This is a genomic window from Streptomyces sp. NPDC053048, from assembly GCF_044547045.1.
Classification (GTDB): Bacteria; Actinomycetota; Actinomycetes; order Streptomycetales; family Streptomycetaceae; genus Streptomyces.
Genome location: NZ_JBITZS010000001.1, coordinates 945,613 through 970,137, shown reverse-complemented (window position 1 = coordinate 970,137; position 24,525 = coordinate 945,613). Strand labels below are relative to the sequence as shown.

The following is a 24,525-nucleotide window of genomic DNA, read 5'->3' as shown; positions in this document are numbered from 1 at the left end:
CCACCGGGCCCTCTTCCACCGTTCGTGAATATTCACATTCACGCAAGGAGCGAGCGGATGGCACGCATCAGCACCCGCGCCGCCGAGGCCGAACTGGCACAGGCACTGAGCACGGGCCCGTTCCACCTGGCCCTGCGCACGGCACTGTCGGCACGCGGGCTGGCCCTGCACCGGGTGCAGCACCGGCTGGAGCAGCGCGGGGTGAAAGTGGGGGTGACGAGCCTGAGTTACTGGCAGCAGGGCGTCCGGCGGCCCCGGCGCGCGGAGTCGCTCAAGGCCGTGCGGCTGCTGGAGGAGGTTCTGGACCTGCCCGCCCACGCCCTGACCCGCTTATTGCTGGACCCGCCCCCGCAGGTGCGCCCGGAGCGCCCGGCGGCGCGCTCGTACCGCTCGCTGGTGGAGGAGGCGGGCGCCGTGGAACGGCTGCTGGCCGAGCTGGAGTCGCCCGCCGACGGCGGGCTGCACACCGTCTGCCAGCTGGAGCGGGTCTTCATCGGCGCGGGGCGGGAGATGCGCGTGCGCGACTCGCACCATGTGGTGCGGGCGCACCGGGACGGGGTGGACCGGTACGTGGCCATCCACCACGGCGACGCGGGCTGCGACCCGGGGCGGGTGATCGTGCGGGCGGGCGAGAACTGCCGGGTGGGACGCGTGCGGTGGCACACGGCGTCCGGGGTGCTGGTGGCGGAACTGCTCTTCGACACCCGGCTGCGGGCCGGGGAGACGTACGTGTTCGGCTACGGCTTCGACGACGGCACGGGCGGCCCCAGCAGCGAGTACGTACGCGGGTTCAGCTTCGCGGGCGGGCAGTACGTGCTGCAGGTGCGCTTCGACGACGAGGCCCTGCCCGTGCGCTGCCGCCGCTTCGCGCAGAGCTCGGCGGCGGCACCCCGGTGCGGGCAGCAGGAGCTGACACTGTCGGGACTGCACCGGGGGGTGCACCTGGTGGAGCAGGGGGTGCGGCCGGGAATCCTGGGGATCACCTGGGACTGGACGTGAGCGGGCCCGTTCCGGGCGTCCGGGCCGTGTCAGGCGTCGGGTCCGGCGATCAGCTTGCCGCCGTCCGCCTTGACCGGTACGGCCGGCAGCGGGACGGTGGCCGGGCCCTGGAGGACCTTGCCGGTGGCCGCGTCGAACTTGCTGCCGTGGCAGGGGCAGTTGACCTCGCCCTCCACGATCTTGTCGGCCACGCAGCCCGCGTGCGTGCACACGGCGCTGAACGCCTTGTACTGCCCCTTGACGGGCTGGGCCACGACGAGTCGCTGCTCGCGGTAGAGCCGCGCCCCGCCGACCGGGACCTCGCCCGCGGCTCCCAGGTCCACCGGGGCGGTGGGAACGGCGGGGCCCTTGCCCCGGGCCCCGTCGCCACCGGCGCAGGCGGCGGTGCCGAGCCCGGCGGCCCCGGCCAGGGCGACGCCGCGCAGCACGGTACGGCGGGAGGCCGGCGGAACAGCGGGGGTGGACATATGGGGCTCCAGCGGTGATACGGGCGCGCGGACACAGTGACAATACCGGCAGCGGTCGCCCCGCTCGCCGACCCGCCCACCGAAGGGAATCCCCGTGATCGTCGTCGCCGGTGAAGCGCTGATCGACCTTGTGCCCGGCGGTCCCGGAGGCGACGACGGCCTTCCGGCGCTGCTGCCCCGGCGCGGCGGCGGCCCGTACAACACGGCGGTGGCCCTCGGCAGACTGGGGACACCGGCCGCGTTCTGCTCCCGGGTGTCGACGGACGGCTTCGGCGAGGCGCTGCTGGACGGGCTGCGGGTGGCGGGCGTGGACGTCTCGCTCGTCCAGCGCGGTCCCGAGCCGACGACGCTGGCGGTGGCCGCGGTCGGGGCGGACGGCTCGGCCGGCTACGGCTTCTACGCGGGCGGCACGGCCGACCGGCTCTTCGAACTGCCGGCTGCCCTGCCGGCCGGGGCCCGCGCGCTGTGCCTGGGGACGTGCTCGCTGGTGCTGGAGCCGGGGGCGAGCGCGTACGAGGCGCTGCTGCGCCGCGAGGCCGGGCGGGGGCTGTTCACCCTGCTCGACCCCAACGTCCGGCCGGGCCTGATCCCGGACGCCGACGCCTACCGTGAGCGGTTCCGCTCGTGGCTGCCGGACGTGCGCCTGCTGAAGGTGTCCGCCGAGGACGCGCGATGGCTGGGCGGCTCGCCTGCCGACTGGCTCGCGTCGGGTCCGGCCGCGGTCGTGGTGACCAGGGGCGGGGAGGGGATCTCCGTGCATCTGCGGGACGGCCGGACGTACGCCGTCCCGGCGGAGCCGGTGCGGATCGTGGACACGATCGGCGCGGGCGACACGGTGAACGCCGCCCTGCTCCACCGGCTGGCGGGACGCGACGCGCTGTCGGCCGCCTCCCTGGCCGCCCTGGACGGCCCGGCCTGGGCGGACACCCTCACCTACGCGGCCCGCGCGGCGGCCGCGACGTGCTCCAGGGCTGGGGCGGAACCGCCGTTCGCGGCGGAGCTCGGCGTCTGAGCCGGGGGGCCGGGGGCCTGCCCCCGGTTCGGGGAAAGGGGCGGGCCTGGGGAAACAACTCCCGCCGCGACGGCGCGCGACCGACGCGGCGCGGCCCGGCGGTGCCGGACCGGCCGCGCCCGGTGGCCGCTAGGCGCGCCGAGCCGCCTTCTTGGCGGGCGCCGCCTTCTTCGCCACAGCCTTCTTCGCCGTCTTCCGCGCCACCGGCGCCGAGGCCGACGCGTCGCTCACGCGACCGCCCAGCATCTCGCGCAGGAACTTGCCCGTGTGGCTCGCGGGCACCGAGGCGACCTCCTCCGGCGTGCCCTCCGCGACCACGAGGCCGCCGCCGGCGCCGCCTTCCGGGCCCATGTCGACGACCCAGTCGGCGGTCTTGATCACGTCGAGGTTGTGCTCGATGACGATGACCGTGTTGCCCTTGTCGACGAGCCCGGACAGCACCGAGATCAGCTTGCTGATGTCCTCGAAGTGCAGGCCGGTGGTCGGCTCGTCCAGGACGTAGACCGTCCGTCCCGTGGAGCGCTTCTGCAGCTCGCTGGCGAGCTTGACCCGCTGGGCCTCGCCGCCGGAGAGCGTCGGCGCGGACTGGCCGAGGCGTACGTAGCCCAGGCCCACCTCGTGGAGCGTGCGCAGGTGGCGTGCGATCGTCGGCACGGCCTCGAAGAAGCCGAGGGCCTCCTCGATCGGCATGTCCAGCACCTCGGCGATGGACTTGCCCTTGTAGTGGACCTCCAGGGTCTCCCGGTTGTAGCGCGCGCCGTGGCAGACCTCGCACGGCACGTACACGTCCGGCAGGAAGTTCATCTCGATCTTGATGGTGCCGTCGCCGGAGCAGTTCTCGCAGCGGCCGCCCTTGACGTTGAAGGAGAAGCGGCCGGGCAGGTAGCCGCGGACCTTCGCCTCCATGGTCTCCGCGAAGAGCTTGCGGATGTGGTCGAAGACGCCGGTGTAGGTGGCCGGGTTGGAACGCGGGGTGCGGCCGATGGGCGACTGGTCGACGTGGACGACCTTGTCGACGAGGTCGTCGCCGTCCACGCGCGTGTGCCGGCCGGGCACCGCGCGGGCGGCGTTGAGCTCGCGCGCCAGGTGGGTGTACAGGATGTCGTTGACCAGCGTCGACTTGCCGGAGCCGGAGACTCCGGTGACGGCCGTGAGCACCCCGAGCGGGAAGGACACGTCGATGTCGCGCAGGTTGTTCTCGCGGGCGCCGCGCACCGTCAGCCGGCGCTCGGGGTCCACGGGGCGGCGGATGTCCGGCGTGGGGATGGACCGCTTTCCGGACAGGTACTGCCCGGTCATCGACGCCTCGCTGCTCAGCAGCTCCTTCAGGGGGCCGCTGTGCACGACCTTGCCGCCGTGCTCACCGGCGCCGGGGCCGATGTCGACGACCCAGTCGGCGACCTTGATGGTGTCCTCGTCGTGCTCGACGACGATCAGGGTGTTGCCCATGTCCCGCAGGCGCACGAGCGTCTCGATGAGGCGGTGGTTGTCGCGCTGGTGCAGGCCGATGGAGGGCTCGTCGAGGACGTAGAGGACGCCCACCAGGCCGGAGCCGATCTGGGTGGCCAGCCGGATGCGCTGGGCCTCGCCACCGGAGAGGGTGCCGGCCGCGCGGTTGAGGGAGAGGTAGTCCAGGCCGACGTCGACCAGGAACCTCAGCCGCTCGTTGACCTCCTTGAGCACCCGCTCGGCGATCTTCTTCTCGCGGCCGGTGAGCTGCATGTCGCGGAGGAAGTCGGCGCAGTCGCTGATCGACATCGCGGAGACCTCCGCGATGGAGCGGCCCTGGACGGTGACGGCGAGGACGATCGGCTTGAGGCGGGTGCCCTCGCAGGTGGGGCAGTTCACCTCGCGCATGTAGCCCTCGAAGCGCTCGCGGCTGGCGTCGCTCTCGGCCTCGGAGTGTCGCCGCTTGACGAACGGCACGGCGCCCTCGAAGGCGGTGGTGTAGGCGCGCTCGCGGCCGTAGCGGTTGCGGTAGCGCACCTCGATCTGCGTCTTGTGCCCGTTGAGCAGCGCCTTCCTGGCGCGCTGGGGCAGCCCGGCCCAGGGGATGTCGGTGCGGAAGCCGAGCGCGTCGGCGAGCGCGCCGACCAGGCGGGCGAAGTAGTCCTTGGTGTGGCCGTGCGACCAGGGGCTGATGGCGCCCTCGTCGAGGGACTTGTCCTCGTCGGGGACGATCAGCTCGGGGTCGACCTCCATGCGGGTGCCGATGCCGGTGCAGTCGGGGCAGGCGCCGAAGGGGGAGTTGAAGGAGAAGGAGCGCGGCTCCAGCTCCTCGAAGGACAGGTCGTCGTACGGGCAGTACAGGTGCTCGGAGAACATCCGCTCGCGCTCGGGGTCGTCCTCGGCGAGGTCGACGAAGTCGAGGATCACCATGCCGCCGGAGAGGCCCAGCGCGGTCTCGACGGAGTCGGTCAGGCGGCGCTTGGCGCTGTCCTTGACGGTGAGGCGGTCGACGACCACCTCGATGGTGTGCTTCTCCTGCTTCTTCAGCTTGGGCGGGTCGGTGAGCTGAATCGTCTCGCCGTCGACCCGGGCCCGGCTGTAGCCCTTGGTCTGCAGGTCGGCGAAGAGGTCGACGAACTCGCCCTTGCGCTCGCGCACCAGCGGCGAGAGCACCTGGAAGCGGCTGCCCTCCGGCAGCTCCAGCACCCGGTCGACGATGGCCTGCGGGGACTGCCGGGAGATGGGCCGCGCGCACTGGGGGCAGTGCGGCTTGCCGATCCGGGCGAAGAGCAGGCGGAGGTAGTCGTAGACCTCGGTGATGGTGCCGACCGTCGAGCGCGGGTTGCGCGAGGTCGACTTCTGGTCGATGGAAACGGCCGGGGACAGGCCCTCGATGAAGTCGACGTCGGGCTTGTCCATCTGGCCCAGGAACTGCCGTGCGTAGGAGGAGAGCGACTCCACGTAGCGGCGCTGCCCCTCGGCGAAGATCGTGTCGAACGCGAGCGACGACTTGCCCGACCCGGAGAGCCCGGTGAAGACGATGAGGGAGTCACGCGGGAGGTCGAGCGAGACGTTCTTGAGGTTGTGCTCGCGAGCGCCACGGACGATGAGACGGTCAGCCACGCGGGTCGGCACCTTTCGTGAGAGTCGGCTCTGGAGAGCTGCGGGGGTGGGCCGCGCCCCTCGATCCAGAGTACGGGGGGCGTCTGACAAGCACGGTTCGCCCGGATGTCGTAAGCGATGCCACCCACGAGCGTATAGCACGCACATTCGATTTACGGCGGGGAGCCGACTCCTTCACCCGAAGGAGTGGCGGGGCTATCGTCGGCGGCATGATCGATCATGTGCACGACCTGAACTCTGTACGTGAGGCGACCGACCGCCTGCTCCGCGCGGCCGGCGAACTGGACAACGCCGCCGTCTCCGCCCCGTCACGGCTCCCGGGCTGGTCCCGCGGCCATGTGCTCGCCCACCTCGCGCGCAACGCCGACGCCCTGGTGAACGTGCTCGAGGGGCGCCCCATGTACGCGAGCGGCGAGGTCCGCGACGCCGACATCGAGCGCGACGCCCCGCGCCCGCTCGACGTCCACCTCGCCGACCTGCGCGAGAGCGCCGCCGGCTTCGAGCGCACGGCCGCCGCGCCGGCCGACTGGAACCGCACGGTCACCCTGCGCAACGGCGTCACGGACAGCGCCTCCCGCGTCCCCTTCCGCCGCCTGATCGAGCTCGAGCTGCACCACGTCGACCTCGGCGTCGGCTACGAGCTGGAGGACCTGCCGGACGAGTTCACCGGCCGGGAGATCGACTTCCTCACCGACCGCTTCTCCGGCAACCCCGCCGTCCCGGCGATCACCGTGACCGCGTCCGACGGCCGCCGGTGGCACACCGGGCGATCGGACGGCACCCCGCTGACCGTCACCGGCCCGGCGGCCGACCTGCTGGGCTGGCTGGCCGGACGGCGCGACGGCGCGAAGCTCGACACAGGTGGCGCTCCGCTGCCCGTTCTGCCCGCGCTATAGGGTGAACTCATGACGTACAGCGGAGTGGTAGAGGTCGGCGGACCTGCGGACGTACACGAGCTGGCCGACCTGATGATCTCCAAGGTCGCGGTCGGGCCGATGAACAACAACGCCTATCTGCTGCGCTGCCGCGCGACGGACGAGCAGTTGCTGATCGACGCGGCCGCCGAGCCGCACACCCTGCTCTCCCTGATCGGGGACAGCGGCATCGCCTCGGTGGTCACCACCCATCAGCACGCGGACCACTGGGGCGCGCTGCGGGAGGTCGTGGACGCCACCGGGGCCCGCACCCATGCCGGCCGCCTCGACGCCGAGGGCATCCCGGTGGCCACCGACGTCCTCGTCGACGACGGCGACACCATCAAGGTCGGCCGCGTGGAGCTGACGGCCCGCCACCTGGTCGGCCACACGCCGGGCAGCATCGCGCTGGTCTACGACGACCCGCACGGCCACGCGCACGTCTTCACCGGCGACTGCCTCTTCCCCGGCGGCGTGGGCAACACGCACGACGACCCCGAGGCCTTCGCCAGCCTCATCGGCGACGTGGAGACCAAGATCTTCGGCACGCTCCCGGACGAGACCTGGGTCTACCCCGGCCACGGCAACGACACCACGCTGGGCGCCGAGCGCCCGCACCTGCCGGAGTGGCGAGCCCGGGGCTGGTGATCCGACGGGCCGCCGCCGGCAGGGGGCGGCCCCTCACGCGCCGTCGACGGAGACAACCGGGCGGAGTCGACGGAGATAACCGGGCGGAAGAGATAACCGGCCGATCTGTTTTCTTGTGCCAGTGAGGTGACCTTTCGCCTCCCACCGCCCCCGGGGCGGCGCGGACGGGCAACATGCGATCAGGACCGCTGCGTTGGCGCACTGATCGGAGGCCGTGCATGACGGGTCTGACCACCATGGAAACCCGGACGACCGTCTCGTCCGTCGAGTCGTTGCTGAGATGGGCCCGCGGAATCGTTTCGCCGGCACTGAGGAACACCATTGCCCGCATGCCGGAGCCGGAGGGTCTCGTCGCCGGCTATCACCGCGGCTGGCACGAGGCGGACGGCAGTCCGCCCCGCGACCCACGGGCCGGCGAGCGCGGCGGTAAGGCCGTGCGGCCGGCCCTGGTGTTTCTGGCGGCTCGAGCGGTGGGAGGTTCCGCCGAATGTGCCGTACCCGCCGCTGTGGCAGTGGAGTTGATTCACGACTTCTCGCTCCTGCACGACGATGTGATCGACGGTGACACGCTGCGCCGGCACCGGCCCACCGCCTGGATGGTCTACGGAACACCCGCGGCCGTACTGACCGGTGACGCCCTTTTGGTCAGCGCGCTGCGCACACTCGCGGCTTCGCCCGCTCCGTTCGCGGACACGGCGGTGCGCGAAGCGCTGGAAACGCTGGGCGAACTCATGGTGGGACAGAGCCAGGACGTGGCTTTCGAGAAGTGCTCCGACGTCATGGTGCAGCAGTACCTGTCCATGGCCGCGGGCAAGACGGGCGCGCTGATGGGGTGCGCCTGTGCGCTGGGCGGCGTCCTGGCCGGCGCGGAAGACGAACGCGTCTCGGGGCTCAGGGAGTTCGGCCGCTGTCTGGGGGTGGCCTTCCAATGCGTGGACGATCTCCTCGGCATTTGGGGGGAGAGCGTGCACAGCGGCAAGCCCGTCGGGGCGGATGTGGTCGCACGCAAGAAATCGCTGCCTGTGGTGGCCGCTCTGGCCGATGACGGATCCGCGGGAAGGCGTCTGGCCGCTCTCTACGAACGCCCGGAACCACTGGACGAGGCGACCGTCGCGTTCGCGGCCGAACTCATCGAACAGGCCGGAGGGCGGGAACGGACCGAACAGGAAGTGAAGCGCCAGACCACGGCGGCCATGCGGGCCCTGTCACGAGCGGAACCGAACGCGGAGGTGTACGGCCAGATGCACGGGCTCGCCACGCTTCTGACGGCCCGGGACCGCTGACGCGAGGCGTCGGCGGGAAGTGCCTTGATGCGGCGACTTGTTGTCCGTAACCAAGGGCGTCGCCGGTGCGTTCCTCTTCAGGGAGCGTAATCATCGACCGGTGAGAATCGTGGATCGTGAATTCCACGATATTCACACGAGAGGGGGCGGAGACGTGTCGGGCCCCCTGGCCGTCAGCGTGTACGGCCTGCACGTCATGCGCGGCAGGCACACCCTGCTCCAGGACATCAGCTTCACGGCGCCACAGGGCGCCATCGTCGGGCTTCTGGGCCCCAGCGGCTGCGGTAAGACCACGTTGCTGCGGTCCGTCATGGGAATTCAGGCGACCACGGCGGGCCATGTCCAGGTTCTGGGATTCCCCGCGGGATCCCCGGTGCTCAGCAGACGGGTCGGATACGTCACCCAGGCGCCTTCGGTCTATTCGGATCTCACGGTCCTGGAGAATTTGAAGTACTTCTCCGCCGCTCTGGGCCTGCGGGGGTGGCGGCGTGAGAACGCCGTCGTCCGTGTGGTGAAGGAAGTGGATCTGGCCGACTACGCCGACAAGCCCGTCGGACGCCTCTCGGGCGGGCAGTATTCGCGGGTCTCACTGGCGGTGGCCCTGCTGGGTACTCCGGAACTGCTGGTGATGGACGAACCAACCGTAGGGCTCGACCCCATGGTGCGTTCCGAACTCTGGACCGTCTTCAGGCGTCTGGCGGAGGAGGGAACGACCTTGCTGGTCTCCAGCCATGTCATGGACGAGGCCGACCGCTGCGACCGGCTGCTGCTGATGCGTGGGGGCCGGCTCATCGCCGCCGCGGGGCGCGAGGATCTGCTGCTGCACACAGGCTGTACCAGCGTGGAGGAGGCCTTCATGTCCGTGGTGAGCTCCGCGGCGAAGGCCGAGAACGGGCCGCGGCCGGCCGAGAAGGGTATTCCGGCGATCACCGATGTCCTGCCCGACCAGAACACTCCCTACTTCGCCTCGGAAGCCGCCCGGTGACCCCGGACCATCCCTCCGTGCCACGGCTGGGGGGCCGCCCGCTGCCCTTTTCACCGGGCATCACCGCGGCCACCGCCCGCAGAGTGCTCCAGCAGTTATCCCGGGACCGGGGCAGCGCCGCGCTGATGCTGGTCATCCCGTGCATGCTCATGGTGTTGCTCAGGCTGATGTTCCATGACGCCGACGAGGCCTTCGAGCGAGTGGGCACCCGTGTCTTCGGGGTTTTCCCGGTCATCGTGATGTATCTGGTCGCCTCGGTGTCCACGCTGCGCGAGCGGACCTCGGGCACCGCAGAGCGCCTGCTGACACTGCCGGTGCAACGCCTCGACATCATTCTGGGATACAGCCTGGCTTTCGGGTTCCTGGCCATGCTCCAGGCAGTGCTCTCCACCTTGCTGGCGATCGGCCCACTGGGGCTGGACATCAAAGGGCCCGCGTATCTCCTCATGGTCATCGCCATGCTCGGCGCGCTGCTCGGCCTGGCACTCGGACTGCTCGTCAGCGCTTTCGCGCGCAACGAATTCCAGGCCGTGCAGTTCCTCCCCGCCGCCATCCTGCCGCAATTCCTGGTGTGCGGACTGTTCGTGCCCAGGGACGAGATGCACGGCGTCCTCGACGCCCTGGCACAGATGATGCCGATGACCTACGCGGTGCAGGCGGCCGCCGAGGCCGCCACGCACGAGGGCGTCACCGGCATCTTCGTCCGGGACGCGGCACTGGTCCTGCTCTGCGTCATCGGTGTTCTCGTGGCAAGCGCCGCCACGCTCAAGCGCTGAGAGCCGGTGCCGGGCAACAGCACGTGGGGTACGGCATCGTCCGTACCCCACGTGCTGTGCTGTCCGATCGACCGGCGACCGTGTCTCAGTACCAGCCGCCACCCCTGGACGTCTCCCACTGGAAGCCGCCGCCGAAATTGCCGTTGCGGGGAAATTTGAACGGGCCGAAAATAATCGGCCGCTCGTGATCACCCGGATCGGCGGCGACGGCCGACGCCGATGACGGCGGCGGCGCGGCGAAAGCCGAGGAAGCGCCGGCGCCGGTGGCCAGTCCGGCCATCATGAGAGAAACGATCGCAGCGCGACGAAGGAATGACATCGGCAACTCCCGGGAATGCGAAGGGATCAGGAACATTTGCCAACATATCCGTCTCCGGCGCCATGCAGTCCGGCGTACCGGCCGATTCCCTCAAAAGGGGCGGTGCGATCAACTACAGGTCATCAATACAGCAGTTGGTCGTCCCACCACCAGGCCACGGTGGGGGCCATGGGAATCGGTACGTCACTACTGTCGGCAGGCGCCTCGGCCCAGTCGAGAGGTGCTTCGTCCATGGCGTCCGGGACATGTCCCAGGCTCAGGTAGCGGGGAACTCGCAGTCCCCACTCGGCATTTCCTCTGATCCCGTACCGCAGCCCCTGCAGATAGCAGGCCAGTTCGGTGCCGGCGCGGGGCCTGAACCGGTCGTGCACCCGCATGAATCTGATCAGGACCCGGTCCCTGATACGGGTGGCCGCCTCCACCGCCTCCGGCAGCGACATGTGCTGGTGGCGCATGAGCACGTTGTAGATGTTCTGATCGGTCTGCCCCCGGGACACTTCCTTGCGCAGGGAATGTCGGTCGTTGTCCAGAGCGGCCACCATGATGGCCATTTCCGTCAGAGCACGCACCGCGGGCCGCCGCAGATCCTGATCCGGCACCTCATGACCGGTGGCCAACTCGAGCATGGCGAAGGTCGGTTCGCCTCCGGCTGCCAGCAGCCGCATGGCCAGGTATTCGTCCAGCGCCGGCATGCGTTCCGCGGCCTGATTGCCGATCTGCCAGCAGACACCCGACAACCAGGCACGATGCGCATCGGTGAAGCGACGGACCTGTGCCGGCGTACCGAACGACCGGAAGCGGCCGACAATATTCTGCAAGGGACCGATGAACCGCTCTGCCGAATCCAGTGCGGCGGGCGACTCGGCCGCGCGCTGAACCATACCGGCCAGGGCATTGAACCGGGCGGGGTTGTTGCTCAGAGGACCGTTGTCGCATTTCGCGTCGTCGAAGGCGAACCCCCAGTAGACCCATAGCGACGTCGCGAGCAAGCGGTCGTCGTCGGCGATCGGAGCGAACCGCGCGAAGAAATCGGTGCTGTGCGTTGCCACGACCCATGACTGTTCATGCTCGGAAGCACACATGCCGCTCTCCCGGATCCATCGCACGGCCTGCGACTCGACCTGGCGGGCACGACGATGAACAGCCGATTCCAGCGGACAGTAGAGGGTGGGAAGGTCGGTCTCGGTGGCGGAAATCCCCATGGCGCGGGCCCCTGTCTCGGGAGACGACGAGTCCTCTCCATCCTCGGCTCCGGCCCGCAATACTCAGGGAGCCGTCGGAGCGTTTCGCGGATTACCGCTCGAATAGGAAAGCTTCGATGGGCGATTGACGCGGCTCGAGGTGGCCGTGCAGGGCTTCCGGGTTTGTGCCGGCGCAGCGGTGGCGCACCGTCCGCACGGCAGGCGGACCGCGTGATTCCATCGCGCCCCCGGCTCTGCCTCCGTGCGCCCCGTTTCCCCTGCGGCCGACAGAAGTTGGTCAGTACATGAATCGTGACCGTTCCCCGGCCATGTTCCGGCTGGCGGCCGCCTCCATGGCCGGCACCGCCATTGAGTTCTACGACTTCTTCGCCTACGGCACGGCGGCGGCCCTCGTCCTGGGCCCCCTTTTCTTCCCCACCGTCTCCCCCCTCGTCGGCACCCTCGCCGCCTTCGGCACCTTCGGCGTCGGCTTCATCGCCCGCCCCCTGGGCTCCGTCCTCTTCGGCCATGTCGGTGACCGGCTCGGCCGCCGTCCGGTGCTCGTCTTCTCGCTCCTGCTGACCGGCCTCGCGACGGTCGCGGTCGGCTGCGTGCCCACCTACCGCGACATCGGCGTCAGCGCGCCCGTGCTGCTGCTCCTGCTGCGCTTCGCCCAGGGCCTGGGGCTCGGCGGCGAATGGGGCGGCGCCGTCCTGCTCACCACCGAACACGCCCCCGCCCACCGGCGCGCCCTGTGGGCGAGCTTCCCCCAGATGGGCCCGGCCGTGGGCTTCCTGCTCGCCAACGGCCTCACCCTGGGGCTGTCGGCCACCCTGAGCGAGGAGCGGTTCCTTGCCTGGGGCTGGCGCGTGCCCTTCTGGGCGGCGGGCGTCCTCGCCGCGGTGGGACTGCTGCTGCGCGCCCGGCTGACCGAGACACCGGACTTCCGCGAGCTGGCCGCGAACGAGACCCGTGCTGCGGTGCCCATCGCCGAGGTCGTACGCGGCCACTGGCGGCTCGTCCTGCTCGCCGCCGGTGGGCTCTCGATGGGCTACGCCGTGTTCTACACCGTCACCACCTGGTCGCTGGCGTACGGCACGGAGCAGCTCGGCGTCGACCGTACGGTCATGCTCGGCTGCATCATGACGTCCGTCGCCGTCTCGGGCGCGGCCACCCCGCTGATCGCGCTGCTGGGCGATCGCTACGGGCGCCGGCCCCTGTGTCTGGCCGGCTGCGCGGCCGTGACGCTGTGGATGTTTCCGCTGATCGGCCTGTTGCGCACGGGCAGGCCCGCGCTGATGGTGCTGGGCTTCGTCGTCGCGATGCTCTCGTTCGGCATCGCCTTCGGTGTCGTGGGCGCGTACCTTCCCGAGCTCTTCGAGGCCAGGGTGCGCTGCACGGGCGCGGCCGTCGGCTACAACCTGGCGGGGCTGCTGGGGGGTGCGGTCACCCCGCTGGTCTCGACGACGGTCGCCCGGGGCGAGGGGACGCCCTGGGGCGTCGCCGTCTATCTGACCGGCGTCGCCCTGTTCAGCCTGGTCTGCTTCCTGCTGCTCCCCGAGACCCGGCCCAGGACCGCGGCCCTCGCGGCCACGGGCGCGGCCGCGGCCTGAGCCGCCGCGGCCCGGCGCCCGGCCGTCAGGTGCGGGCGCCCTCGCGGTCCGAGCCCGGCTCCACGCCGCCGGCCGCCTCGACCGCGGCCTCCGCGGCCTCCTCCCGGGCCTGCCGGGCCGAGGCCCGCAGGCTGGTGACGGTCGTGATGGCCAGCACGGCGCAGATGACGCCGAGCGAGACCGGGATGCTGATCTCGGGGACGGCGACGCCGTTCTCGTGCAGGGCGTGGAGGACGAGCTTGACGCCGATGAAGCCGAGGATGACCGACAGGCCGTAGGAGAGGTGGACCAGCTTCTTCAGCAGGCCGCCGATCAGGAAGTACAGCTGGCGCAGGCCCATCAGGGCGAAGGCGTTGGCGGTGAAGACGATGTACGGGTCCTGGGTGAGACCGAAGATCGCGGGTATGGAGTCCAGGGCGAAGAGCACATCGGTGGTGCCGATCGCCAGCATGACGATCAGCATCGGGGTCATCAGCCGCTTGCCGTTCTCGGTGATGAACAGCTTGGTGCCGTGGTACCGGTCGGTGGAGGGGAAGCGCCGCTCGACCAGCTTCAGGAAGCGGTTCTCCTCGAATTCCTCTTCCTCCTCGTCCGCGCGCGCCTCCTGGATGAGCTTCCAGGCGGTCCAGATCAGGAAGGCGCCGAAGATGTAGAAGACCCAGGCGAAGTTGGCGATGATCGCCGCGCCGGCGCCGATGAACACGGCCCGCAGGACCAGGGCGATCAGTACGCCCACCATCAGCACCCGCTGCTGGTAGATCGAGGGGACCGCGAACTTCGCCATGATCAGGACGAAGACGAAGAGGTTGTCGACGCTCAGCGACTTCTCGGTGATGAAGCCGGCGAAGAACTCGCCGGCCGGCTGACCGCCGCCGAAGAGGAACAGCCCCAGCCCGAAGAGCCCGGCCAGGGCCACCCAGACCACCGTCCACACACCGGCTTCCTTGATGGAGACCTCATGTGGCTTGCGGCCCCCGATGAAGAAGTCGGCGGCGATGAGGGCACACAGACCGAGGATGGTCAGGACCCACAGGGTCAGGGAGACGTCCACTGTTCCTCCGGTACGTCGTACGGGCGTACGGCAGTTCTCAGCAGGGTACAGGAAGACCCAAGAGAAGGTAAAGAAAGCACCAAATCCCCAGCTCAGTGCGGCTTTGCCAAGCCATGGCCCCTCACATGCCGTACGCCCTCCTGGCCTGTCCGACCTGCCACAGCACCTGCCGCACGACCTCGCTGCGGGCGGGCGGCAGCGACGGCTCGTACGTCCAGGCGTGACCCACCCAGGGGTCGGCGAGGTGGTCGTCGGGCACCGGCGTGACGCGCAGCAGGGAGCGCCACAGCGGATCCAGCACCGGACCGTACCCCCGCGCGTCCTCCCGGTCGGCGACCATCATCAGGTGCACCCCGACCGAGGGCCCCTCGTCCGCGAGGTAGCGCAGCTGGGTGACGGCACGGTCGTCGAAGCCGTGCGGGAAGTCGTGGACGACCAGCAGCTGCTCGGCGGTGTCGAGGTCCGGTGGCAGCGAGTCCACGGCCCCGCTGCGGACGGCCATCTGCACCAGGTCCACGCGCTGCGTCAGCCGCTCCAGCACCTGGGTCACCCCGCGCGCCCCGGCCGCCGGGGGCTCCTTCAGCGCGCCGTGCTCCAGCAGCGGGGCCAGCGCGGCCCCCGCCGTGCCGCCCGGGTCGATGATGTGGACCGAGTAGTCGCCGACGGGATGGACGGCCAGCAGCCGCACGGCGTGGGCGACCGCGCAGTCCAGGGCGAGCCGGCGCCGCTCGGCGGAGTCCACCAGGCTCGCGTCGACGCCCCCGCCGCCGCGGCCGCTGTCGATCCAAAGGCCGCGCTCCAGCGGCAGCCGCACCAGCATGGGGATGCGCAGCTCCCTGCGCTCGGGCAGGTGCAGGTCGCCCAGGCGCAGCGCCATCGGCGTCTCGAGGGGCACCTGGTAGCCCTGCCAGACCGGGTTGTCCCAGCGCGCGAAGGCGGGCGGCAGGGCGTGCTCGACGACCTCGGCCTCGGCGACGAGCCGGTCGAGGTCGCGGTCGAGGACGCCGCGCGCCTGGTCGACGAGCTCGGCCTGCTTGGCGCGGGCCTCCTCCCGTGCCGCGTCGGCGGCCGGGCCGACCCGGGTGCGCGGGTCGGAGAGCACCCGGTCCAGCTCCTGCTCCAGGCGCGACTCCGCGAAGTCGACCGCGCTGCGGTAGGCGGCGGTGGCGCGGGCCAGGTCCTCGAACATGCCCCAGATCTGGTTGTAGAGCCGCTCGTCCATGGTCCAGCCCGTGGCGTCCCCCGCCACCGGCTGGTGCGGCTGCCCGGGTTGGGCGGCCGGGGGCGCGGGCGCCGGCTCCGGGGGCGCGGACGTGCGGCGCCCGGGGTGCCGGTAGCTGATGGGGCCGGAGGCCGGGGCGGGGGCGGTGCCTCCGTTGCCGGGCACCGGGTCGTGGCCGGCCAGTCCGTCCGCCGCCCGGTCGCCGGTCCGGTCGCCCGCCCGGTTGTCCGTACGGTCGTCCGCGGGGCCGCCACCGCCCGCCTGTGCGACGCGCCGGGCGGAGTCGCCGCCGGTGACCCGCGCCGGCGGTGGCGCGACCGCGCGGGCCGCGCCCTGGGCGACGGCCTCGTCGACGGCGGCCGCCAGCTCGGCCGCCCGGTCCAGGCCGTGGTCGCCCAGCAGCGCGGCCAGGCCGTCCGCGTACCCCTGGCCGACCGCCCGCACCTTCCAGGCGCCCTGCCTGCGGTAGAGCTCCAGGGCGACGACGGCCGACTCGGCTTCCAGGCCGGTGACGGTGTAGCTGACGACCTCCGTGCCGTCGGTCCCGGTGACCGCGAGGAACGGGGCGGCCAGCCCCCCGAAGCGGGCGGGGCCCGAGGCGGAGGGGAGCGCGAGCAGCACATGGACGCGGTGGGCGGCCTCCGGCAGGGCGTCCAGGTCGACCGCCAGCCGGTGCTCGGCGGCGGCCTGCCGGGACACCTCCAGGCCCGCGAGCCGCGGCGACGCGGGGTGCGCGACCCAGTCGGCGCCCCGCACCCTGCCGTCCGCGTCACCGAGCGTCGCCGCCACCACCACCGGTTGGCCCGCCGAGACCCTGATCTGCAGTCGGCTCTCGGACAGCGGGTGGTTCTGCCCCCGCACCAGCTCGGCCGTCATCGCCGCTTCCCCCTCGTCGTGTTGTCGCTCGCTGTGCCGCGGGCCCGGCGGATGGCGCTCCGCCGGGCCCGTGTTCCCGCAGGTGATCATCGCCTCCACCGAGGCCCGGCGCCGGTTACAGGACGCCCTGGATCTCCGCCAGCAGGTCCTGGAAGGTCCGGCCGTTGGCCGGGGTGCCGATGGCCGTCATCTGCCAGCCGTTGCCCACCCGGTGCACCTTGGCCATGATCTGGGCGGTGTACGGGCCGCCGCCGTCCAGGGTGTAGCGCGCCAGCTCCTGGCCGGTGTTCTCGTCGACCAGGCGGCAGAACGCGTTCTGCACCTCGGCGAACGTCTGGCCGGTGAAGGAGTTCACCGTGAAGACGATGTTGTTCACGTGCACGGGGACGCGCTGCAGGTCGACGAGGATCGCCTCGTCGTCACCGCCCTGGCCCGCGCCGCCGACCAGGTTGTCGCCCGTGTGGCGCACCGAGCCGTCCTTGCTGACCAGCTGCTGGAAGAAGGCCACGTCGACCGGCTGCTTGTCGGCGAAGAGCACCGCCGAGGCGTCCAGGTCGATCTCCCTGGTGCGCGAACCGAACAGTCCGCGGCGGGGGGCCGCCTGCCAGCCCAGCCCCATCCGCACCGCGGTCAGGGTGCCCCCGTCGGCCTTCTGCAGGCTGATGCCCTGACCCTTGGACAAGTTGACCGTCACGCGCTGTCCCTCTCGTTCATTCATCCCCGTGACCACGCCGTCCGCGCGGTCTTCATGAACGACCCTATGCACAGCCGGCGACGGGGTACGCACCCGAGGGGGGTTTGTGGCGGTCTTGCAACATGGACCGTCCCCTTTCGCGTACCCTGCCCCACCCGGCCCGGACGACCCGTCACGGCCGTCAGGCCAGACCGGCCTCGCGCATCTGCCGCAGCTCCTTCTTCAACTCCCCCACCTCGTCGCGCAGCCGGGCGGCGACCTCGAACTGCAGCTCCGCCGCGGCCGCCCGCATGCGGTCGGTCATCTCCTCGATGAGCTGCGCCAGCTCCGTCGCCGGACGGTCCGTGGGCACGGCCTCGGCCTTGGCCCTGCCCCGGCCCTTCCCCTTGCCCTTGGCCCCCGCGGCGGAGGCCGCCACGGGCACCGGGGCCTTGCCCTTGCCCTTGTCTGCCTGGCGGTAGCCGGTACCCAGCAGCTCCTCGGTGTCCAGCTCCTCGCGGGCGAGCGTGGCGACGATGTCGCCGATCTTCTTGCGCAGGGGCTGGGGGTCGATGCCCCGCTCCTTGTTGTAGGCGATCTGCTTCTCGCGGCGGCGGTTGGTCTCCTCGATGGCCTTCTCCATGGCCGGGGTGATCTTGTCGGCGTACATGTGGACCTGGCCGGAGACGTTGCGCGCCGCGCGCCCGATGGTCTGGATCAGGGACGTCCCGGACCGCAGGAAGCCCTCCTTGTCGGCGTCGAGGATCGCCACCAGCGACACCTCCGGCAGGTCGAGGCCCTCGCGCAGCAGGTTGATGCCGACCAGGACGTCGAACTCGCCGGCCCGCAGCTCGCGCAGCAGCTCGACGCGGCGCAGGGTGTCGACGTCGCTGTGCAGGTAGCGGACCTGGATGCCCAGCTCCAGGAAGTAGTCCGTCAGGTCCTCGGCCATCTTCTTGGTGAGGGTGGTCACCAGCACCCGCTCGTCCCGCTCGGTGCGGGTGCGGATCTCGTGCACCAGGTCGTCGATCTGCCCCTCGGTGGGCTTGACGACGACCTGCGGGTCGACCAGGCCGGTGGGGCGGATGATCTGCTCCACGAAGCCCTTGCCGCGCGAGAGCTCGTACTTGCCGGGTGTCGCGGACAGGTAGACGGTCTGGCCGATGCGCTCGGTGAACTCCTCCCACTTCAGCGGGCGGTTGTCCATGGCCGACGGCAGCCGGAAGCCGTGCTCGACGAGGGTGCGCTTGCGGGAGGCGTCCCCCTCGTACATCGCCCCGATCTGGGGGACGGTGACGTGCGACTCGTCGATGACGAGCAGGAAGTCCTCGGGGAAGTAGTCGAGCAGGGTGTTCGGCGGGGAGCCGGGCTCGCGGTCGTCCATGTGCAGCGAGTAGTTCTCGATGCCGGAGCAGGAACCGACCTGGCGCATCATCTCGATGTCGTAGGTGGTGCGCATGCGCAGCCGCTGGGCCTCGAGGAGCTTGCCCTGCTTCTCCATGCGGGCCAGGGTCTCCTCCAGCTCGGCCTCGATGCCCGCGATGGCCTTCTCCATCCGCTCCGCGCCCGCGATGTAGTGGCTGGCGGGGAAGACGTACAGCTCCTGGTCGTCAGAGATGACCTCGCCGGTGAGCGGGTGGAGCGTGGAGAGGGCCTCGATCTCGTCGCCGAACATCTCGATCCGCACGGCCAGTTCCTCGTAGACCGGGAAGATCTCAATGGTGTCGCCGCGCACCCGGAACGTGCCGCGCGTGAAGGCGAGGTCGTTGCGCGTGTACTGGATCTCCACGAAGCGGCGCAGCAGCTGGTCCCGGTCGATCTCCTGGCCGACCTTGAGGGGCACCATGCGGTCGACGTACTCCTGCGGCGTACCCAGGCCGTAGATGCAGGACACCGACGCCACCACGACGACGTCACGCCGGGTGAGCAGCGAGTTCGTCGCGGAGTGACGCAGCCGCTCGACCTCCTCGTTGATCGAGGAGTCCTTCTCGATGTAGGTGTCCGACTGCGGGACGTACGCCTCGGGCTGGTAGTAGTCGTAGTACGACACGAAGTACTCGACGGCGTTGTTGGGCAGCAGCTCGCGGAACTCGTTGGCGAGCTGGGCCGCCAGGGTCTTGTTCGGCGCCATGACGAGCGTCGGCCGCTGCAGCTTCTCGATCATCCACGCGGTGGTCGCCGACTTTCCGGTACCGGTCGCACCCAGCAGGACGACATCCTTCTCACCTGCGCGGATGCGCCGCTCCAGATCGGCGATGGCCGTGGGCTGGTCACCGCTGGGCTGGTAGGGGCTGACGACCTCGAAAGGTGCCACCTTGCGTTCGATCTTCGATACGGGCCGCATGGGACCACCGTACGGCCCACCACTGACAAAGGCCTCGCCCCGCCCGTTCGGCCCCTGTTTTCCGGGCCTGTAGCGGGCGAACGGGCGGCGAAGAGCCGGCGAACGGTCCTGTGTCCGGCTGCCCTGCCCGTCGCGATCGCGTAGGTGTTTCGTGTACGACTTTCCGTGCACCGGGTACGACTTTCCGTACACGACGGCCGGGTCGCCGCACGGCCCCGGCCCGGACGCCGCGAGGAGCCGCCATGCGCATCCGCCCCGTCTCCACCGTCACCAGCGCACTTCTCGGTCTGTCCCTGACGACGCTCGCCTCCCTCTCCACAGTGGGCCTCGTCGCCGCCCCCGCGAACGCCACCGCCCGCCCGGCCCCGCCCGTGGTCATCGGCCACCGCGGGGTGCCGTCGCAGGCGCCGGAGAACACTCTGGCGTCCATCGACCGGGCGGCCCGGCTGGGGACCGTGTGGGTGGAGAACGACGTCCAGCGCACCAAGGACGGCGTCCTGGTCGTCATGCACGACACCACCCTGGCCCGGACGACCGACGTGGAGCAGCGCCATCCCCGGCGCGCCCCGTGGAAGGTCTCGGACTTCACGCTCGCCGAGATCCGCAAGCTGGACGCCGGCAGCTGGTACGACCGGCGCTTCAAGGGCGAGCGGGTGCCTACGCTGGAGCGCTACCTGCGGCGGGTGGACCACAACCGGCAGAAGCTGCTGCTGGAGGTGAAGGCGCCGGAGCTCTACCCCGGCATCGAGCGGCAGCTGGTGGCCGAACTGCGCCGCACCGGCTGGCTCGAGCGTTCACACGTCAGAGGGAAGCTGGTCGTGCAGAGCTTCAGCGCCCAGTCGCTGAAGACGCTGCACCGGCTGCGCCCCGACATCAAGAAGGGCTTCCTGGGCGCCCCGAAGGCGGCGGACCTGCGCTCGTACGCGGCGTTCGCCGACCAGATCAACCCGGGCCACAAGAACGTCACGCCCGCGTGGGTGCGCGCGGTGCACGCGCTCAAGGGCCCGCACGCCAGGCAGCTGGAGATCTCGGCGTGGACCGTGGACGACGCCGACGAGGCGGTGCGGCTCGCCCGCATGGGCGTGGACGGCATCATCACCAACGCGCCGGACGTCATCGCGGAGGCGCTGGCCGAGGACGCGGAGGACCCGTCGTTCCTGGAGGGACTGCCCTACGTCGCCGGTGCGGAGGCGGTCCTGAACAGCTCGCTGTGAACCGCCGGTGAGCCCGGCGGGGGGACGCTCTAGGCTGGATGCCGTGACGGACTCCGAGCGCCCCCTGCCGGACGGGCCCGTGGCCTGGGCCTGGACGACCACGGACACGCCCGTCGGCCCGCTGGGGCTGGCGGCGACGCGAACCGGCCTGATCAGTGTGGTCTTCCACGCCGGCGAGCGGACGTCCGCCGAGGCCGTCGCCCGGCTCTCCCGCCACCTGGGCTCCGCCCCCGGCGCACCGCCCTCCGCCTGCCACGACCTGCTGGCCGAGGCGGTGGACCAGCTCCGGGCCTACTTCGCGGGCCGGCTGCGGGCCTTCTCCCTCCCGCTGGACTGGTCGCTGACCTCCGGCTTCAACCGCCGTGTCCTGCGCGAACTCCTCGCCCACGTCCCCTACGGCACCGTGGTCGCCTACCAGGACCTGGCCGACCGCACGGGCGAGAGCGGCGCCGCACGGGCCGTTGGCGTGGCGATGGGCAGCAATCCGCTGCCGGTCGTCGTGCCCTGTCACCGCGTCATAGCCAGCGACGGCGGCCTGGGCGGCTTCGGTCCGGGCCTGGAGTCCAAGCGGATCCTGCTGACCCTCGAAGGAGTCCTTCCGGAGCCGTTGTTCCAGACGGCCGCCCGCCTCCCGTGACCGATTGTCAGTGGCACGCCCTAACGTTCCCGTCAGTCGATGACCGGCCGTCGTGGCCGGCCGGGAGAAGGGCTTTGCCATGGCGGGGAACACCACGTACCTGGAGCTGTCCCAGGACGGCGGCGGGGCGCACAAGTTCTACGAGGTGACGGTCGACGGCACCACGGTCGAGGTGCGCTACGGGCGGATCGGCGCGGCGGGCCAGTTGCAGAGCTCGGTCTTCCCGACCGCCGCGAAGGCACAGGCCGCGGCGGCGAAGAAGATCGGCGAGAAGGTGCGCAAGGGGTACGCGCCCGCAGTGCGGGGCGGCCGCGCGGCCCGGCCGGTGACGCGCCGCCAGGTCACCTCCGCCCCGTCGACGGCACGGGCGGTCGCCCCGGTCCTGTGGCGCTTCCGCACCGGCTCCGCCGCGTTCGGCATCCACATCGGGGAGGACCGCTGCTGGGTGGGCAACCAGGCCGGTGACGTCTACACGCTCGGCCACGACGGCGAGGTCCTGGCCCGCTACCAGCTGCCGGACGGCGTCAAGTGCCTGGTGGCGGACGACTTCTGGATCTACGCCGGCTGCGACGACGGCACGGTGTACGACCTCTCCGCCAAGCTGCCGTTCGCCGCCTACGAGATCGCCTCCGACGTCGACATCTTCTGGCTCGACATCCACGAGGGCGTCCTGAACGTCGCCGACCGCAACGGCGGACTGACCGTCATCGACCACGAGGACGAGTACCAGTGGTCGCGCCGCAGCAACGGCACGGGCGCGTGGATGGTGCGCCGCGACGAGCGCGCCGTCTACCACGGGCACAGCGGCGGCGTGACCGCCTACGCGCAGGACGGCGGCGCCGAGCTGTGGCACACGCGCACCACGGGGTCCGTGCTCTTCGGCTGGCAGGAGGCGCATGCGGTGTACGCAGGCACCAACCGCAGCGTCGTCCAGCGCCTGTCCAAGGCCACCGGCGCCGTCGAGGCCGACTACCGGTGCGACTCCGCGGTCTACTCCTGCGCCACCGCCCCGGGCGGCCGCTACGTCTTCGCGGGCGACTCCTCCTCGTCCGTGTACTGCTTCGCCGCGGACGGCACCCGGCTGTGGAAGCTCGGCACGGGCGGCGGCTCGGCCCTGTCCATGCAGTACCTGGACGACAAGCTCTACATGGTCACCACCGACGGCTCCCTGGTCTGCGTCGACGCCTCGGAGAGCGCCATCGCCGCCGCGCAGACCGGCAGCGTCCCCGTGCCGCTGGACATCAAGTCGGCCGCCGCGCTGCCCACCTACGCCCCCGCCACCACGGTCGCCACGGTCTCCGCGCCGCCCGCCTCCGGCATCGTCGTCGAATGTGTCCAGGAGGGCGGCCGGCTCCGCGTCCACGTCGTCTCCGACGGCTACGACCGCTCCTGGAACGTCCAGTTCCCCCGCCACATACGGCAGGTCGGCGCCCGCTACGTCGTCGAGGGGCTCGCCCCGGCCGCGTCCGGCTTCTACCGGGTCCGCGGCGAGATCCAGCGCCTGCTGTGAGCCGCGGCGGCGGCCTCGCGGGCGCCGAGGGATGCTGGTAGCGGGAGATGGTGCGCCATGCGTACGGGCAACGAACCGATCACCGCGCGCAGCCCCCTGCGGCTGCGCTGCACGCTCGCCGCGTTCGGGTTCGTGTGCGCCGCGGCCGGCACGGCGGCGTTCACGGTCGCGGGGCGCACGGGATGGGCTGTGGCCTGCGGAGTGCTCCTGGTGGTGACCGTCGTCGACCTCGTCGTGGTCGTGCGGCACATCCGCCAGGGCCCGCACTACCAGCCGGGCCGCGACGTGCCGCCCTACGAGCCGCCGGACGAGCCCTGAGCCCGCTACCTGACGCCGGGCGGCGTGCCGCCGCCCGGCCCGGCGTCCCCGTCGCCCCCGCTCCCGCCCCGCTCCCAGCGTTCGCGCAGCGGGCCGGCGCACTCGCCCAGCGCGTCGGCGTACGCCCCGACCCGTACGGCCTGGTCGAGGCCAAGCCGCCCGGACAGGACCTCGCGGGCCATCTCCCCCAGGACGCCCCCGGCGGAGCCGCCGGCCAGGTGCCGCAGGGCCTGGTGGACGACCCGCGCCTGCGTCTCGTCGCGGCCGGGGGCCAGGAACTCCTGGTAGCGGACTTCCTTCTCGCTCACGGTGTCGCTCCCATGGTGTCGCTGCCGGCTCGAACGGCGGGGTGGTCGTAGCTCGTGCGGGGCAGGGGGAAGGCGTTGAGCCGGGCGGTGATCTCGCCGCCGACGCGCTCGATGGAGGCGTAGCCGGTGTTCACGCTCACCTGGGCGGCGTTGACGAGGTCGGTCATGCGCGCCCATTGCTTGAGGATGATCTGGGCCTCCGCGGCGCCCAGCGCGTACCCCATCGCGGCGGCCCAGCCGGTCCACCCGGCGGCGGTGGAGGCGGCGGCCGCGATGACGGCGGTGACCGCCGCGTCGATCATCGCGCCGATGCACTGGCCGACGGCCTCGGCGCTGACGGAGACCGACTGGGCGATCGCCAGGTACTCGCCGCTCATCGCGTCCAGGGAATCGCGGAATTCCTCGAGGTCGCGACGCAGGGTGTCGAAGTAGCGGAACGCCGCGTCGGCGGCGTTCCCGTGCCAGGTGGCGTCGATGCGGCCGTTGCCGGCCTCGAGGTTGCGGGCCAGGGCCTCGCAGGAGCGCCCCAGGTTCCGCCAGGCCTCGGCGCACTCCGCGTAGGCCTCCCAGTCCCCGGCGAACACGTTCTGCGCGAATTCCACGGGGTTCCTCGGCAGCATCAGTTCGGCCAGTTTCATCAGCCACGTTCCCGGGCCGAGCACATCGCCCACGGCGTTGATGGGGTCCATGGGATCGATGAACTCCGCCGGTTTCACCGGCGGTACGAGATGCGACGCGGGATCCGCGACGTCGGCGAAGTCCATGTGCCGCTCAGCGCCTCACCCGCGGCCGGGCCGCGTCGAATTCGGCGGCGACGGCCCTGTCCGTGTGCCGGTAATAGGACGCGGAGGCACGTAACTCCGCAGAGGAGTTCCGCAGAATTCCGGTGAGCCGCTCCAGGGCGCGCAGCACGTCGCCGCGTACGGCTGTGTGCTGCCCGATCACGTCGGCCATCAGACCGGTCTGCCAGAGGGTGAGCCGGGTGCGGCGCCGGGCGTACTCCAGCATCTCCCCCGCGTCCTCCGCGCCCCTGCCGACCTGCCGGGAGAACTGCTCCAGCTGACCGGTGTCCACCTCGAGTGCCATGACGACGCCCCCCCTTT

23 protein-coding genes are annotated in these 24,525 nt (G+C 71.2%); 12 read left to right on the top strand and 11 right to left on the bottom strand.

Going from position 1 to position 24,525, the window contains the following annotated elements:
- The first annotated feature begins 57 nt into the window (after positions 1–57).
- Positions 58–999 (top strand): hypothetical protein, encoded by a 942-nt coding sequence (locus tag ACIG36_RS04660; protein WP_399921782.1) that lies wholly within the window; start codon positions 58–60, stop codon positions 997–999.
- Positions 1,000–1,028: 29 nt separating this feature from the next.
- On the opposite strand, the gene ACIG36_RS04655 is transcribed toward ACIG36_RS04660, so the two are convergent.
- A complete protein-coding gene (locus tag ACIG36_RS04655; RefSeq protein ID WP_399921779.1) occupies positions 1,029–1,466 on the bottom strand; it encodes a Rieske (2Fe-2S) protein in 438 nt (145 codons plus the stop codon).
- 94 nt (positions 1,467–1,560) lie between these two features.
- Between ACIG36_RS04655 and ACIG36_RS04650 the strand changes: the two genes are divergently transcribed.
- Positions 1,561–2,478 (top strand): carbohydrate kinase, encoded by a 918-nt coding sequence (locus ACIG36_RS04650; RefSeq protein WP_399921776.1) that lies wholly within the window; start codon positions 1,561–1,563, stop codon positions 2,476–2,478.
- Between the two features lie 129 nt (positions 2,479–2,607).
- Here ACIG36_RS04650 and uvrA read toward each other — a convergent pair whose 3' ends face one another.
- Entirely contained in the window at positions 2,608–5,550 is a 2,943-nt protein-coding gene (gene uvrA / locus ACIG36_RS04645; RefSeq protein ID WP_399921773.1) for an excinuclease ABC subunit UvrA, read from the bottom strand.
- Positions 5,551–5,759: 209 nt separating this feature from the next.
- Here uvrA and ACIG36_RS04640 point away from each other — a divergent pair, with 209 nt between their 5' ends.
- The 5 genes from ACIG36_RS04640 (at position 5,760) to ACIG36_RS04620 (ending at position 10,156) form a co-directional block, all read left to right on the top strand.
- Positions 5,760–6,446: a maleylpyruvate isomerase family mycothiol-dependent enzyme gene (locus ACIG36_RS04640; protein WP_399921770.1), complete on the top strand. Its 687-nt coding sequence runs from the start codon at positions 5,760–5,762 to the stop codon at positions 6,444–6,446.
- Between the two features lie 9 nt (positions 6,447–6,455).
- The gene (locus ACIG36_RS04635; protein ID WP_399921767.1) at positions 6,456–7,112 is read left to right on the top strand and encodes an MBL fold metallo-hydrolase; all 657 of its coding nucleotides are present in this window, start codon (positions 6,456–6,458) and stop codon (positions 7,110–7,112) included.
- A 329-nt stretch (positions 7,113–7,441) separates the two neighbouring features.
- Entirely contained in the window at positions 7,442–8,395 is a 954-nt protein-coding gene (locus ACIG36_RS04630; RefSeq protein ID WP_399921764.1) for a polyprenyl synthetase family protein, read from the top strand.
- Between the two features lie 196 nt (positions 8,396–8,591).
- Entirely contained in the window at positions 8,592–9,380 is a 789-nt protein-coding gene (locus ACIG36_RS04625) for an ABC transporter ATP-binding protein (protein WP_399922208.1), read from the top strand.
- A 17-nt stretch (positions 9,381–9,397) separates the two neighbouring features.
- Positions 9,398–10,156, top strand: a complete 759-nt coding sequence (locus ACIG36_RS04620) for an ABC transporter permease (RefSeq protein WP_399921761.1) — start codon at positions 9,398–9,400, stop codon at positions 10,154–10,156.
- Positions 10,157–10,241: 85 nt separating this feature from the next.
- Here the strand turns inward: ACIG36_RS04620 and ACIG36_RS04615 are convergent, their stop codons facing one another.
- Positions 10,242–10,511, bottom strand: coding sequence for a hypothetical protein (locus tag ACIG36_RS04615; RefSeq protein WP_399921758.1), 270 nt, complete (start codon positions 10,509–10,511; stop codon positions 10,242–10,244).
- Positions 10,512–10,597: 86 nt separating this feature from the next.
- The gene (locus ACIG36_RS04610) at positions 10,598–11,677 is read right to left on the bottom strand and encodes a hypothetical protein (RefSeq protein ID WP_399921756.1); all 1,080 of its coding nucleotides are present in this window, start codon (positions 11,675–11,677) and stop codon (positions 10,598–10,600) included.
- A gap of 284 nt (positions 11,678–11,961) precedes the next feature.
- Between ACIG36_RS04610 and ACIG36_RS04605 the strand changes: the two genes are divergently transcribed.
- The gene (locus tag ACIG36_RS04605; protein WP_399921753.1) at positions 11,962–13,269 is read left to right on the top strand and encodes an MFS transporter; all 1,308 of its coding nucleotides are present in this window, start codon (positions 11,962–11,964) and stop codon (positions 13,267–13,269) included.
- A 25-nt stretch (positions 13,270–13,294) separates the two neighbouring features.
- On the opposite strand, the gene ACIG36_RS04600 is transcribed toward ACIG36_RS04605, so the two are convergent.
- The 4 genes from ACIG36_RS04600 to uvrB form a co-directional block, all read right to left on the bottom strand.
- Positions 13,295–14,320: a TerC family protein gene (locus tag ACIG36_RS04600; RefSeq protein ID WP_399921750.1), complete on the bottom strand. Its 1,026-nt coding sequence runs from the start codon at positions 14,318–14,320 to the stop codon at positions 13,295–13,297.
- 121 nt (positions 14,321–14,441) lie between these two features.
- A complete protein-coding gene (locus ACIG36_RS04595; RefSeq protein ID WP_399921747.1) occupies positions 14,442–16,418 on the bottom strand; it encodes a TerD family protein in 1,977 nt (658 codons plus the stop codon).
- 115 nt (positions 16,419–16,533) lie between these two features.
- A complete protein-coding gene (locus ACIG36_RS04590) occupies positions 16,534–17,112 on the bottom strand; it encodes a TerD family protein (RefSeq protein WP_399921744.1) in 579 nt (192 codons plus the stop codon).
- A 181-nt stretch (positions 17,113–17,293) separates the two neighbouring features.
- Complete coding sequence (gene uvrB / locus ACIG36_RS04585; RefSeq protein WP_399921741.1) at positions 17,294–19,435, bottom strand: excinuclease ABC subunit UvrB; 2,142 nt, start codon at positions 19,433–19,435, stop codon at positions 17,294–17,296.
- Positions 19,436–19,677: 242 nt separating this feature from the next.
- On the opposite strand from uvrB, the gene ACIG36_RS04580 reads away from it, so the two are divergent.
- From ACIG36_RS04580 to ACIG36_RS04565, 4 genes are all read left to right on the top strand, one after another.
- Positions 19,678–20,649, top strand: coding sequence for a glycerophosphodiester phosphodiesterase (locus tag ACIG36_RS04580; RefSeq protein ID WP_399921738.1), 972 nt, complete (start codon positions 19,678–19,680; stop codon positions 20,647–20,649).
- Between the two features lie 43 nt (positions 20,650–20,692).
- Complete coding sequence (locus ACIG36_RS04575) at positions 20,693–21,286, top strand: methylated-DNA--[protein]-cysteine S-methyltransferase (RefSeq protein ID WP_399921735.1); 594 nt, start codon at positions 20,693–20,695, stop codon at positions 21,284–21,286.
- 79 nt (positions 21,287–21,365) lie between these two features.
- Positions 21,366–22,796, top strand: a complete 1,431-nt coding sequence (locus tag ACIG36_RS04570) for a WGR domain-containing protein (RefSeq protein ID WP_399921732.1) — start codon at positions 21,366–21,368, stop codon at positions 22,794–22,796.
- A gap of 57 nt (positions 22,797–22,853) precedes the next feature.
- Positions 22,854–23,114, top strand: a complete 261-nt coding sequence (locus ACIG36_RS04565) for a DUF6343 family protein (protein WP_399921729.1) — start codon at positions 22,854–22,856, stop codon at positions 23,112–23,114.
- 5 nt (positions 23,115–23,119) lie between these two features.
- Here ACIG36_RS04565 and ACIG36_RS04560 read toward each other — a convergent pair whose 3' ends face one another.
- The 3 genes from ACIG36_RS04560 to ACIG36_RS04550 are packed head-to-tail and all read right to left on the bottom strand — an operon-like array spanning position 23,120 to position 24,508.
- Positions 23,120–23,422 (bottom strand): hypothetical protein, encoded by a 303-nt coding sequence (locus ACIG36_RS04560; protein ID WP_399921726.1) that lies wholly within the window; start codon positions 23,420–23,422, stop codon positions 23,120–23,122.
- On the bottom strand, positions 23,419–24,186 hold the full coding sequence (locus tag ACIG36_RS04555; protein WP_399921723.1) for a WXG100 family type VII secretion target: 768 nt from the start codon (positions 24,184–24,186) through the stop codon (positions 23,419–23,421). Before ACIG36_RS04555 ends, ACIG36_RS04560 begins: the two co-directional genes overlap by 4 nt.
- 7 nt (positions 24,187–24,193) lie before the next feature.
- Positions 24,194–24,508, bottom strand: a complete 315-nt coding sequence (locus ACIG36_RS04550) for a hypothetical protein (RefSeq protein ID WP_399921720.1) — start codon at positions 24,506–24,508, stop codon at positions 24,194–24,196.
- Positions 24,509–24,525: the final 17 nt, after the last annotated feature.